This window comes from Galbibacter marinus, from assembly GCF_000300875.1.
Taxonomy (GTDB): Bacteria; Bacteroidota; Bacteroidia; order Flavobacteriales; family Flavobacteriaceae; genus Galbibacter; species Galbibacter marinus.
In genome coordinates this window covers 77,768-91,049 of sequence record NZ_AMSG01000009.1, presented here as the reverse complement: position 1 = coordinate 91,049, position 13,282 = coordinate 77,768, and the positions used below count along the sequence as shown (strand labels likewise).

The window sequence follows — 13,282 nt, the reverse complement described above, 5'->3', positions numbered from 1 at the left end:
TATTTCGCTCTATAATTACCTACTGTAATTAGGTGCCTCGTTGGTGATCGTTACATCATGAGGGTGACTTTCATTAATTCCACTAGATGTGATTTTCACAAAACGTCCATTTTCCTTTAACGCTTTGATACTTTCAGCACCACAATAACCCATACCAGCCCTAAGACCTCCTATGAATTGATGCATACTCTCCACTAATTCACCTTTATAAGGTACTCTACCAACAATTCCTTCTGGAACAAGTTTTTTAAGATCGTCTTCTACGTCTTGGAAATATCGGTCTTTACTTCCGTGTTGCATTGCCTCTACTGACCCCATTCCTCGGTAGGATTTATATTTTCTACCATCGTAGATAATGGTTTCTCCTGGCGATTCTTTAGTACCAGCTAATAGTGACCCTAACATCACACAATCAGCTCCTGCAGCAATAGCTTTTGGAATATCTCCAGTATATCGAATTCCACCATCAGCAATCACTGGTATACCAGTTCCTTTTAGAGCTGTAGCAACTTCTAAAACGGCAGAAAATTGTGGATATCCAACTCCAGCTACCACCCTTGTGGTACAAATAGATCCTGGCCCAATTCCAACTTTTACCGCATCAGCACCGTGTTTGACAAGAAATTTAGCTGCTTCACCAGTAGCAATATTCCCAACAATTACTTCGAGATCAGGGAACTCCTCTTTAACTTCTTTTAAAATCCCTACCACACCTTTGGTATGCCCGTGAGCAGTATCAATTACAATAGCGTCAACACCAGCGTTGACAAGAGCCTCTGCTCTTTCAAAAGCATCCGCGGTAACCCCAATGGCAGCCGCCACTCTAAGTCTTCCGAAAATATCTTTATTAGCTATTGGTTTTTGGGTAAGTTTTGTGATATCTCTAAAGGTAATAAGACCTACTAGTTTGTTATCACCATTGACAACAGGTAGTTTTTCAATCTTGTGCTCCTGTAAAATTTCTTCAGCATCGTGCAGGGAAGTACCTTCACCTGCAGTGACTAAATTTTCATGAGTCATCACCTCAACTATAGCACGATTGTTGTTTTTTTCAAACCTCAAATCTCTATTTGTAACAATCCCTTTTAGGTGACCGAATTTATCCACCACTGGAATTCCTCCAATGCTATGCTCTTTCATGCTATTTTTTGCATCCTCTACCGTTGCAGTTAAAGGCAAGGTAACTGGATCTATGATCATTCCGCTCTCCGCTCGCTTAACTCTACGAACCTTAAGGGCTTGCTGCTCAATAGTCATGTTTTTGTGCAGTACACCTATTCCTCCTTCTCTAGCCATGGCAATAGCCATCCTACTTTCAGTTACCGTATCCATTGCAGCGGATACTATAGGTACATTAATGGTAATGTTTTTTGTGAATTTCGTTTGAATGTTGACCTCACGCGGTAGAACTTCAGAATAATTCGGAACGAGTAGTACATCGTCGTAAGTTAATCCTTCGCCAACAAACTTTGCATTGTGAGCTTCCATATTGCAACTTGTCATTTAGTTGCACGCAAATGTACTGCTTTTTTTATTTAGATTTTAACAATTTAGCATTTTATTGCCATATGGATAATTTTGGCTTTAATATAAAGAATCTTGTAAAATTTAAGTCAAAACACTGCAGGTATCAATGATAATGACTAAAAACCTTAATCGCTTCGTTATAGGCGCTCTCAAAACTCATGGCGCCCACATGAAATTGAGCCTTTACGGCAGTAAGATAAGAGATCAATTTTTCAGTAGGCATATTGCCTGTAAGGGCATCGGCAGCCATAGGACAACCCCCATAACCTTGTATAGCCCCATCGAATCTTCGACATCCTGAGTTATAGGCCGCATCTACCTTTTCATGCCAAGCATGCGGGGTAGTATGCAAGTGCGCTCCAAATTCAATCTCTGGATAGGATGGGATTAGATTAGAAAACAGATAGTTTATAGAATCGGGCGTTGAACTTCCTACAGTATCTGAGAGGGAAAGTATTTTCACCCCCATAACAGAGAGCTTTTCAGTCCAACCTGCCACGATATCGACATCCCATGGATCCCCATAAGGGTTTCCGAATCCCATGGAAAGATAGGCAACCACTTGCTTATCATTCTTATGCGCCAATTCAAGAATTCGTTTTAGAACTTCAATACTTTCTGCAATGGTCTTATGAGTATTTCTCATTTGAAAGTTCTCTGAAATCGAAAAAGGATAACCTAGGTAAGTAATTTCTGGATATTTAATCGCATCTTCTGCCCCTCTTACATTAGCTACAATTGCCAATAGTTTGCTTCGAGTTGCACTAAGGTCTAACTGACCGAGCACCTCGGCGGTATCTCGCATCTGTGGTATTGCCTTTGGAGAGACAAAGCTTCCAAAATCAACCGCATCAAATCCACAGCGTAAAATAGCCTGAATGTACTGCACCTTTCTCTCTGTAGGAATAAAATCCTTTATTCCTTGCATGGCATCTCGTGGACATTCTATGAGTTTGACTCGATTCATAAATTTGTAAGGTCCTTAATTTTTTGCTGGGTTAATTCTGAAAAGGAGTTTATAAGCTCATCGGCCAAAGTTAAATCCTGCTGCCCAGAATTTGGGTTTTTATACCCTATGCATTTCATCTCTGCTGCTTTGGCAGCCCTTACTCCATTATTACTATCTTCAATAACTATAAAATGATCCGGCTCCTTATTATAAAGCTCAGCTACCATTAAAAATATATCCGGAAATGGCTTACTACGGGTAAGTGATTCTCCGCTAACTAAAAAATCAAATTTTGACCGTATACCAAATTTATCAACAAAGTGATGTATCAGCTTTTGTGCAGAGGAAGAGGCCAGCGACATTTTCACTCCCATTTGCTGCAATTGATCCAGCAGCTCAAGGGCCCCTGGCACCAATTGGATATCCAACTCTTTTATCTCCACGTACATAAATTCCTTGTGAAAGTTCATCAATTCTCTTGCGTCTGTTTGAATTTGAAAATCTGAACGGATCTTTTCCCACATAGGAACTGCAGCCATTCCGACTAACCTATGGTGATACGCAAGCGAAAACTCTAAGTTTAATTCCTCGAATACTTTTTTGAATATTTGTTGATGGGCTGGCTCGCTATCAATCAACACCCCATCCATATCAAAAATAAAATGATCTTTAATCAAAATTACATACGTTTTAATCAAAGGTAATCATCCTTTGCTGCTTATACAAGTACACATTTTAGCCCATTGCTATACTTATACCAAAAATCAAAGCCCTACAACAATATAAATATCGCGATACCGACAAAGACCACTATTTGCATCCATTTTAGCACCTTAGCAGCATTTTTCTGTCCCTTTAAATAACTGGATATTCTGCCCGATAAGAAGGCTAAGGCTGAAAACACAATAAGTGATACGACCATAAAAAGTAGTCCTAGCACAAAAAATTGCTTAACCATACTTAGCTCCTGATGAAATAGAAAACCTGGAAAAAATGCTAAAAAGAATAAGGCTACCTTAGGGTTTAACACATTCATCATGAATCCTTTAAAATACAAAGCCGTGAAGGATTGTAGATCTTCAGATGATGCATCAATTGAAATAGTAGCTTCACTCTTAAACACCTTATAAGCAAGTAGCAACAAATAGAACGCTCCCACAATTTTTAGAACAGTTAAAGCGACTTCTGATTGTTGGATTAATGAAGAAACCCCAAAGGCTACTAATGAGGTATGAACCAGGCAACCACTTATCAGTCCAAAAGTTGTTACTAGCCCGCTTTTAACTCCATGAACCATACTTTGAACCATCACGAATATATTGTCTGGACCAGGTGCCAAGGCTAAAAGCGCGGAAGCTAAACTAAATAGGTATAGAGTTTCCCAATTCAAGTTTTATTTTTTTAAAATAGCCTTATTGATGCTTTTTATAAGTCCTGGGCCTTGGTAAATAAATCCAGTGTAAATCTGCACCAATGAAGCTCCTGCCTCAAGCTTTTCAAGTGCGTCCTCTGCACTGTGAATCCCACCAACACCAATTATTGGAAACCCCTGATGGCTGGCTTGACTTAAAAATCGAATAACTTCCGTGGATCGATCTTTTAATGGAGCACCACTTAAGCCTCCTGTTTCTTTTTTATTTTCAGATTGTAATGCTGTCCTTGAAATTGTGGTATTGGTAGCGATTACACCCGCTATTTTTGTCTGGGTGACTATAGCAACAATATCCATAAGTTGTTCATTGGTTAAATCTGGTGCTATCTTTAAAAGAATTGGTTTCGGTTTATCTTTTGTTTTATTGAGCAGCTGTAATTGGCCCAGCAGTGCTGTTAATGGTTCTTTATCCTGCAAGGCTCTTAAATTAGGTGTATTAGGCGAAGAAACATTCACTACAAAGTAATCTACATATGGGTATAGTGCTTCAAAACATATAGTGTAATCAGAAATTGCCGCCTCATTAGGAGTGTTTTTATTTTTTCCAATATTTCCACCAATAAGAACACCTTTATTGCGCTTGAGTCGCTCTACGGCATCTTTAATACCTTCATTATTAAATCCCATTCGATTAATAATACCTTGGTCTTCTTTTAAGCGAAACAGTCGCTTTTTAGGATTCCCAGGTTGGCCTACAGGTGTAAGAGTTCCTATTTCGACAAAACCAAATCCGAAATTACTCAGTTCATTAAAAAGACTAGCATTCTTATCAAAACCGGCTGCAAGTCCAACAGGGTTTTTAAATTTCAAACCAAATACCTCTCGTTCCAATCTTTTATCCTCTACACAAAACATGGCGCGAATCAAAGCAGAGACACCTGGTATTTTGTTTAAAAAGGAAATTGCAGCAAAACTAAAATGATGTATTTTTTCAGGATCAAATTGAAAAAGTATCGGTCGAATAATTAATTTATACATAGGTACTTTGAAGTTTGCACAAAAATACTTGAAACCTAATAACTTCAAACTATTTTTCAGGGAATTATTCTCTTAGATCCAGTCCTCTCGTTTGGCAAGGGAAGTGATATGTGCTAAATGATGTTCACTGTGCCATGCATACATTGCAATTAATTGAACGATGCTAATTTCTTTTTTTTCAGGATGAATAAAAGTTCTCTTAAGTTGATCACTTGTCAAATTCTTCAACATATACACCCAACGAGCATGAAGAGATTCAATAAGACTTAGTGAGATATCAATATCTGCATCTTTGGCATCATGCAAAATGGCCCATCTATCCTCATGATAGACTTTTATTGTTGGCTTGTCTTCAGTAAGGGTCCATTTAAACCTTATATAGGCGTTTAGATGGCTATCTGCCATATGATGAATTACCTGGCGAACAGTCCAACCTTCAGGTCGATAAGGCGTATCCAACTGCAAATCATCAAAATCTTCAACCAGATTTTCGAGTTGCTGCGGGAATTTCTCAATGGTTGATATCCATTGTTTTATATTCCTATCGGTATAATTATCGGGAAACTGTAGCCTCCCGATTGGATATTTCATGGATTCTAAATCTTGTTTTGCCATACGGCAAATATAACAAACCCATATTGGGAATAAGCATCAGGTCTAAGCAAATTATTCTTAAAGTTTGGAAACTTATAATAAGTACTTAAGCTAAAGAAAATAACCTTAATTCAACATTGAATTTCTAAGCTCATATCAAAACCGCACAACATTGATATTACCTACACCACTACAGACTTTTAAAAAGCATGGTTCAATCAAAAAAATACAGACACTGAACTCTCTTTCAAACCAAATAATATACTGTTTTACTCAAGTAAAAATTCTTCAACATTCTTAGGGGTAATGATTTTAAATTTAGCTTGAGAATAGTTTGTTGAAAAGGTTGATGGGAATTTTGCTTTTGCCTTTTCAGACCACTTGAATTCATAAGCATGCAGGCTGTGGTAAGTTTCTTCAATGAAGTCTATTTCTTGTTGTTGAGTTGTGCGCCAAAAATAGTGATCAGCATCGATATTGTTGTACTCTCTGTGCTTAAGACGCTCTGAGATAACGAAGTTCTCCCATAAAGCTCCTACATCTGTCCTGGAACGAATAGGATTAAAGTTTCCGATTATAGCATTGCGAATTCCACAATCGTAAAAGTAAACCTTTTTACTTTTTTTAATTTCATTACGTACATTTCTACTATATGCTGGCAAACGGAAAACGACGAAAGTTTTTTCCAGTAGATCTACATATTTATCAGCCGTTTTAGGATCACTCCCGATGATTTGGGCGATTTCGTTATAATTTACTTCACTACCTATCTGTAATGCTAAGGCTTTTAAAAGTTTTGTAAGGATTAGTGGTTTTTTTATTTGGTCCAGCATAAGAAGGTCTTTGTATAGGTAGCTATTTGCAAGTAATTTAAGTAGCTCGCCTTCTTCACCGCTTTTTGATACGATTTCAGGGTAGTATCCATAAATAAGTCGGTGCTCTATCATTCTCCTTTCCTCTACTAAACCATGATGCTTTACCATTTCATCAAAACTTAAGGGATAAAGCATAAATTCATATTTACGGCCTGTTAGCGGTTCATTGATTTGACTTGAAAGTTCAAATGCAGATGATCCAGTAGCAATAACTTGGACGGTTTTTATCTGATCGGTGATTAATTTTAGAGTTAAGCCAATGTTAGGTATACGTTGAGCTTCATCAATAAAGACCAACTTTCTCTGGCCGATTACAGTTTTTAATTTTGTAGCAGTGGTATTAGTCAAAACGTCACGTATGTCAGCATCATCCCCATTAAGGTATAAATAATCTTTATCACGCAAAACACCTTCAACTAACGTTGATTTTCCAGATTGTCTTGGCCCAAAAATAATTATAGCCTTTCCCTTAAAGAGGCGCTTTTGTATCTTTTGATGCAGTGTACGATTTATCATATTTCAAGTTGTTTTCTAACAAATATATAATATTTATGGATTAAAATCCGTTTTAATCATGATATTTATGGATTGAAATCCGTTTTAATCATGATATTTATGGATTAGAATCCTTTATTATTATAATAAAAAGGGATTTGATTAAACACCCGCTATCCTACATTTTATATATTTTTGACGATGTCTTACTTTATAGTTGTATTAACAAGTGCCTGAGTTTTGGCCTCTAACAAATTACCTTTTTTATAGCTGATGATAAGAAACAACACAATCTGCACCTTTTATCAGAGTTTCCAATTTACATCCTCTCAAGGGCAAGAAACTCATGTAATCTCCATGCCTGAATATGTTTTATCCCTTTATTTTGTGGAAGTTGAACATCATCTAAGGAAACTACTATTTTAGTGTAATTATCTTCTATCATTTCAAGTGATGCGTACTCACGTTTAACCGTATGTTGGTCAACTATTAAATAAGCACATTGCACATACAAGACATCATTAGCCTTTTTCGCAACAAAATCAACCTCCCTATTTCGTATTAAACCAACATAGACCTCATAACCAGCTCGACGAAGTTCGAGATAAATTAGGTTTTCCAATTTATAACCAATTCCATAATCAAATCCACTAAATAAGTAATTCTTAAAAGCTAGGTCGTTAGCATAGTACTTACTCGTTCCTGAAATCGTATCTTTACCTTTAATATCGAATCGTTCAGCTTTATGCATCAAGAAGGCGTCCTCTATATACCCAATATAATTTGCAACGGTATCATAGGTGGTTTTCCTTCCCCTAGTCTCCATGAAATTTACAACCTTGTTAATAGAAACTAAATTAGAGGCGTTATTAACTAGATACACAAACACATCTTCCAACAACTTTGGATCTTTTACCGAGAAATGCTGGATAATATCACGCAACAAAACGGTGTCTATCACTGAAGCTGTGTAGTGCCTTTTAGTTTCTTCGTTTGACAAGCTAAAGAATTCAGGCAACCCCCCACTTTCCATGTAATTAACGAAAGATTGTTTAGTTAGTTTTTGGTTAGTTATCCCTAAGTACTCCCTAAAACTGAATGGAAAAACTTCAAAAGCAACATATCGTCCAGAAAGTAAAGTTGCTAATTCTCCGGATAGCATTTTTGAGTTTGAGCCACTTATGTACAATTCATATTCTGAAGTAAAATCTTGTGAGTATGAATTTACAAATCGCTCCCACTCTGAAATATTTTGTATTTCATCTATAAGCAAATATATTTTCCCTTCAGGATTAAGTTGTGTCTTGTATTTCTTAACTACTTCTTCTAAATCAGAATAATGAAGAACAAAATCAAAGTCTATAAACTCCTTATTAAAATAAAATATATTATTAGGATTCACACCATTAGACATTAACTGATTAGCTATTTGTCTTAGAACATAGCTTTTACCTACGCGTCTCTGTCCAACAATCACCTTAATAAGCTTGTTATTACTATAACTCAGAATATTATCCGTGTATGATTTACGCAAAAAACCAAGTGGTGGTAAATTCCCGTCCCAAAAATTATAATTTTCTCAATGCTTCAAATCTATCTTCCATACCTGAAATATATACTCAAGTATACAAATATTTCGTCTTAACTAGAAAATTTTATTAAATTTTGTCTAATCATCTTTTATAAAAGAATTTTTGATGTATTTGGACAATATTTTCGTCTATAGCTGAAAAATACAGTTGTAATTATTTCGAATTAAAGGTGGTTTGCAAATAATACATTTTTATCCCCCAACTATACTTTGAGTCATCCGCGTGAAACCAAGAAAGTATTAAAAAGGTTTAAAAAGTACACCTATTAAGTAGATGAGAATACCAGGGCCACTAATAAAGACTCGGTTAATCATTATACAATAAAACCTGCTTACTATCAATAAACAACACAAAAAAAAACGGAAGATCCTTTGTTGGAAATTCCGTTTTTTTGTGATTTATTATTATGTGATTTTCCTTTTTTAGGAATTATTTCACCTTCATAAGTTCAACATCAAAGATAAGAATCGCATCTGGTGGAATAACGCCTCCAGCTCCACGCGAACCATACCCTAAATGCGGTGGAATCACAAAGCGTGCTTTATCACCAACTTGTAATAATCCAACACCTTCGTCCCATCCAGAAATTACCTGACCAATACCTAAGGTAAAATCAATAGGTTGCTTTCTAGCGTATGATGAGTCAAATACCTGACCATCCTGTAATTGTCCTTTATAATGTACAGAAACCATTTGACCTTTTTCTGCTTTAGGACCGTCACCTTTTTGAATGATCATATAACGAAGACCAGAATCAGTACTTTCAAATCCAGCTGCTAACTTATCCAAAGCTTCCTCAGCTTGTCTTTTAGCCTCTGCAATTCTTCTTTCTCTTTCTCCTTCAAAGGTTCTAAAAGCTTCGATAGCATTCCACTTCTGAGCATCCTCACCTACGCGGACAATGGTAAGAGTTTCAAGTTTATCACCTTGTTCAATAGCATCCACTACATCCTGTCCACTCTCTACGAATCCAAAAACCGAATGCTTATCATCCAACCATGGTGTAGCAACATGGGTAATAAAGAACTGAGATCCATTGGTACCAGGTCCTGCATTGGCCATAGAAAGCACTCCAGGCTTGTCGTGTCTTAGTTCTGGATGAAATTCATCGTCGAACTTGTAGCCTGCATCTCCTGTTCCAGTTCCAAGTGGACACCCTCCCTGAATCATAAAGTCATTAATAACTCGATGAAAGTTTAATCCATTGTAATACGGCTGCCCTTGTGACTTTACACTGTTTTCCATATTTCCTTCCGCCAAAGCGACAAAGTTCCCTACCGTACCAGGAGTTTTATCATAAGTTAGCTTCACTAAGATCTCACCCTTAGTGGTACCAAATTTTGCGTAAATTCCGTTATCCATAAGTTCTATTTTTTTAAGATCACTCCCAAGGTCTTGGAGTAATTTTTGTTTTTTAAATAAAAAAAGCCCCACGTAAATGCGGAGCAATTTTATACCTATAAAATAATGAATTTGATTAAAGAGCGTTTACGCTTTTAGTCAAACCAGATTTTAAGTTCCCCGCTTTGTTTGCGTGGATAATATTTTTCTTAGCCAATCTATCAATCATTCCATATACTGAAGGCAATAAAGCTTCTGCTTCACTCTTATCTTCAATCCCACGTAATTTCTTAATTGCATTACGCACGGTCTTATGTTGATATCTATTTCTTAAACGAACGGCTTCGTTTCTTCTAACTCTCTTTAATGCCGATTTGTGATTTGCCATCTTACTACGTTATAAAATTTTTACAAATGTACAGATTTCTATCTGCTTAATTGTTTACCTGTAGTCCGTAGGGGAATCGAACCCCTGTTACCAGGATGAAAACCTGGCGTCCTAACCCCTAGACGAACGGACCAAAATTAATTGTGAAATTTTTGATTTCACGTTATTTTAAAGAACTCTTTTCTTTAGTAGTCCGTAGGGGAATCGAACCCCTGTTACCAGGATGAAAACCTGGCGTCCTAACCCCTAGACGAACGGACCATTATTTTCTCAAATGCGGATGCAAAAATACAACTATTTTTAAATCATGCAATAGTAATAATTAAAATTTTTAAAAATTTTGAAATTAGTACGCTTTTGCAAAGAGAACGCGCCTTTTCGAAGGCTTACCTGAGTAAATACAACTACCATTTTCCTCCTTAGCATCTAAGGCGATACAACGGATACTTGCTTTGGTCAATTCTTTTATTTTAGCCTCTGTTTCCTCTGTTCCATCCCAATGAGCAGACAAAAACCCTCCTTTGGTCTCTAATAAGGTTTTAAACTCCTCAAAAGTATCAACCTCTGTAATATGAGCATCTCTATAATCTAAAGCTTTTTGATAGATATTCTCCTGCATTTGATTTAGCAGCTCTTCAAGACGATCAACTATGCCATCCATGGATACAGATTCTTTAGTCAAAGTATCTCTACGAGCAACCTCAAAGGTATTGTTCTCCATATCTCGCATTCCGATAGCCAGACGAAGTGGCACTCCCTTTAATTCGTACTCATTAAATTTCCAACCTGGCTTTTGAGTATCTCTATCATCAAATTTTACCGAAATTCCCTTAGCCCTCATTTCTTTTATAAATGGCTCAACGCGTTGGCTAATGGCATCAAGTTGCTCTTGCCCTTTATAGATTGGAACAATCACTACCTGAATTGGAGCAAGTTTGGGAGGTAATACTAACCCATTATCATCGCTATGAGTCATAATAAGTGCTCCCATCAATCGTGTAGACACCCCCCACGAAGTAGCCCAAACATGTTCTTGTTTCCCTTGGCGAGTAGCAAATTTTACATCAAATGCTTTGGCAAAATTCTGTCCCAAAAAGTGTGATGTACCCGCTTGTAATGCTTTACCGTCTTGCATCAAAGCTTCGATACAGTAGGTCTCCAAAGCCCCTGCAAATCGTTCGCTATCGGTTTTTGTTCCTTTTATTACTGGAACACCCATAAAGTTCTCAGCGAAGTCAGCATAGACATTCATCATTTGTTCTGCCTCTTTAACTGCTTCTTCTTTGGTTTCATGAGCCGTATGTCCTTCTTGCCATAAGAATTCGGCAGTTCTTAAAAACAAACGAGTTCGCATCTCCCAACGTACCACATTCGCCCATTGATTGACTAAAATCGGCAAGTCCCGATAGGACTGAACCCATTTTCTGTAGGTATCCCAAATAATGGTTTCTGAAGTAGGTCTTACAATAAGCTCTTCTTCTAATTTAGCATCTGGATCCACTACTACCCCCCCACCATTTTCATCATTTTTTAAACGGTAATGGGTCACTACTGCACATTCTTTAGCAAAGCCTTCTACATGGTCCGCTTCTTTACTTAAAAACGATTTTGGAATAAATAACGGGAAATATGCGTTCTGATGTCCTGTTTCTTTAAACATTCGGTCAAGCTCCGCTTGCATCTTTTCCCATATGGCGTATCCATAGGGCTTAATGACCATACAACCCCTAACTGCAGAGTTCTCAGCGAGATCCGCTTTTACAACCAGTTCGTTATACCATTTCGAATAATCCTCTTCTCGACTCGTTAAATTCTTTGCCATGTTACAGTAGTTTGGCACAAATCTTGTACCTTAGTTAAATGAAATGAATAGTTTGGCAAAACTAACTATTTTTGTTATGTTCAACAATAAAAAATTGCAATGATGAAAGCACCATATACACATATTAACTTTAAAGCATACTCGGTTGTTTTTGTCATCGGCATGCTCTTGAGTTCTTGTGGCTCATACCAACAAGCAACCTACGGAAGTACTGATGGCATATATTCAGACAACAACCAAGGCACCTCTACAGAGTCTGCGCCTCAGACTAGACAAACGCAAAGAAGCGATCAAAATGCTACTAATCCTGTTGTTATCAGTGATTATCAAAGCTACTTTGGAAGCCAAGCCGAAGTTTTAGGTCAGGCCATGGAATACAGAAAAGAAAATGAAGTCTTCACTGACGTTGATAGTTACAGCAGCGCCGCAGTTGATAGCACAGCAATAGTACAACAATACACAAATAACTACAATGGAGGAAATCCTGGTTGGGGTGACAACCCTGAGCAAACCATCGTAAACGTATATAACAATTTCGGATGGAGTGGTTATTACGGATGGAGTGGCTATTATGGTTATGGTGGCTACTATGGATGGGGAGGACATTACCCATATTGGGGTCCATCCTATTATGGATGGGGATGGGGTAGTCCCTACTGGGGTTACGGATATAGAGGATATTACAACCCCTATTATGGATATGGCTCGTACTATGGACATTATTACTATCCATATCACAGACCTCATTATTCAAGAAGTTATGCTTATACAAACTCAAGACGAGGATATTACGCTAGAACAAGCACAGCAGTTAATAGATACGAAAGAACTTCAAGCAGAGTCTCTGATGGTTATTCTAGAACCTCGAGAGGATATTCAAGATCATCTGATCAGAATGGATATCGTCAAGGTCAAAGAACCTCCACTAGAAATAGTGGCTACTCAAACTCTTCTCGAGTTGGTGTAGATGGAAGATATAGCAGAAACCCAGGGTATTCTACTAGAAACAGTTCTAGAGGAACTGACAATTCTACCTATTCGAGAAACAGTCGTAGTAGTAACAACACCTACAACAGGTCGTCTCGCTCTACCAACTCTAATAGAAATTCAACCTATTCAAGGTCGAATTCCTCTAACAGAAGCTCAAACACCTACTCTAGACCTTCGACAACAAGAAGTAGTGGAAACACCTATTCGAGATCCTCTGGAAGCTCCTCTAGAAGTAGTAGCGGTACTAGAAGTTCAGGTAGTAGAAGTAGTCGAAGATAATTTTTAACAAAAAAATTACC

Annotated in this window: 12 protein-coding genes and 2 tRNA genes; 1 reads left to right on the top strand and 13 read right to left on the bottom strand. The window is 37.3% G+C overall.

The genetic code is table 11. From position 1 onward, the window contains the following. Nucleotides 1-15 precede the first annotated feature (15 nt). The 13 genes from guaB to proS all read right to left on the bottom strand — a co-directional run bounded on the left by guaB (nucleotide 16) and on the right by proS (nucleotide 11,993). Complete coding sequence (guaB, locus tag I215_RS08470) at nucleotides 16-1,488, bottom strand: IMP dehydrogenase (protein WP_008991548.1); 1,473 nt, start codon at nucleotides 1,486-1,488, stop codon at nucleotides 16-18. Between the two features lie 142 nt (nucleotides 1,489-1,630). Then, nucleotides 1,631-2,494 (bottom strand): hydroxymethylglutaryl-CoA lyase, encoded by an 864-nt coding sequence (locus I215_RS08465; protein ID WP_008991547.1) that lies wholly within the window; start codon nucleotides 2,492-2,494, stop codon nucleotides 1,631-1,633. Further along, on the bottom strand, nucleotides 2,491-3,153 hold the full coding sequence (locus tag I215_RS08460) for an HAD family hydrolase (RefSeq protein ID WP_008991546.1): 663 nt from the start codon (nucleotides 3,151-3,153) through the stop codon (nucleotides 2,491-2,493). The genes I215_RS08465 and I215_RS08460 overlap by 4 nt, the downstream gene beginning before the upstream one ends. Before the next feature lie 95 nt (nucleotides 3,154-3,248). Next, nucleotides 3,249-3,866 carry a LysE family translocator gene (locus I215_RS08455; protein ID WP_008991545.1) on the bottom strand — a complete coding sequence of 206 codons (618 nt, stop codon included), beginning with the start codon at nucleotides 3,864-3,866 and terminating at the stop codon, nucleotides 3,249-3,251. A gap of 3 nt (nucleotides 3,867-3,869) precedes the next feature. Next, complete coding sequence (locus I215_RS08450; protein WP_008991544.1) at nucleotides 3,870-4,886, bottom strand: quinone-dependent dihydroorotate dehydrogenase; 1,017 nt, start codon at nucleotides 4,884-4,886, stop codon at nucleotides 3,870-3,872. Nucleotides 4,887-4,958: 72 nt separating this feature from the next. After that, nucleotides 4,959-5,501 (bottom strand): YfiT family bacillithiol transferase, encoded by a 543-nt coding sequence (locus I215_RS08445; RefSeq protein WP_008991543.1) that lies wholly within the window; start codon nucleotides 5,499-5,501, stop codon nucleotides 4,959-4,961. A 248-nt stretch (nucleotides 5,502-5,749) separates the two neighbouring features. Continuing rightward, nucleotides 5,750-6,871 carry an ATP-binding protein gene (locus tag I215_RS08440; RefSeq protein WP_008991542.1) on the bottom strand — a complete coding sequence of 374 codons (1,122 nt, stop codon included), beginning with the start codon at nucleotides 6,869-6,871 and terminating at the stop codon, nucleotides 5,750-5,752. Between the two features lie 298 nt (nucleotides 6,872-7,169). After that, nucleotides 7,170-8,384: an ATP-binding protein gene (locus I215_RS08435; protein ID WP_156800237.1), complete on the bottom strand. Its 1,215-nt coding sequence runs from the start codon at nucleotides 8,382-8,384 to the stop codon at nucleotides 7,170-7,172. Between the two features lie 487 nt (nucleotides 8,385-8,871). Then, nucleotides 8,872-9,804, bottom strand: coding sequence for a peptidylprolyl isomerase (locus tag I215_RS08430; protein ID WP_008991540.1), 933 nt, complete (start codon nucleotides 9,802-9,804; stop codon nucleotides 8,872-8,874). Between the two features lie 115 nt (nucleotides 9,805-9,919). Beyond that, a complete protein-coding gene (rpsT, locus tag I215_RS08425) occupies nucleotides 9,920-10,171 on the bottom strand; it encodes a 30S ribosomal protein S20 (protein ID WP_008991539.1) in 252 nt (83 codons plus the stop codon). Between the two features lie 61 nt (nucleotides 10,172-10,232). Next, nucleotides 10,233-10,304: transfer RNA gene (locus tag I215_RS08420), tRNA-Glu, on the bottom strand. Nucleotides 10,305-10,360: 56 nt separating this feature from the next. Then, nucleotides 10,361-10,432: transfer RNA gene (locus I215_RS08415), tRNA-Glu, on the bottom strand. 85 nt (nucleotides 10,433-10,517) lie between these two features. Then, entirely contained in the window at nucleotides 10,518-11,993 is a 1,476-nt protein-coding gene (proS, locus tag I215_RS08410; RefSeq protein WP_008991538.1) for a proline--tRNA ligase, read from the bottom strand. A gap of 99 nt (nucleotides 11,994-12,092) precedes the next feature. Here proS and I215_RS16155 point away from each other — a divergent pair, with 99 nt between their 5' ends. Further along, nucleotides 12,093-13,262, top strand: coding sequence for a hypothetical protein (locus I215_RS16155; RefSeq protein ID WP_156800236.1), 1,170 nt, complete (start codon nucleotides 12,093-12,095; stop codon nucleotides 13,260-13,262). The last annotated feature ends 20 nt before the right edge of the window (nucleotides 13,263-13,282 follow it).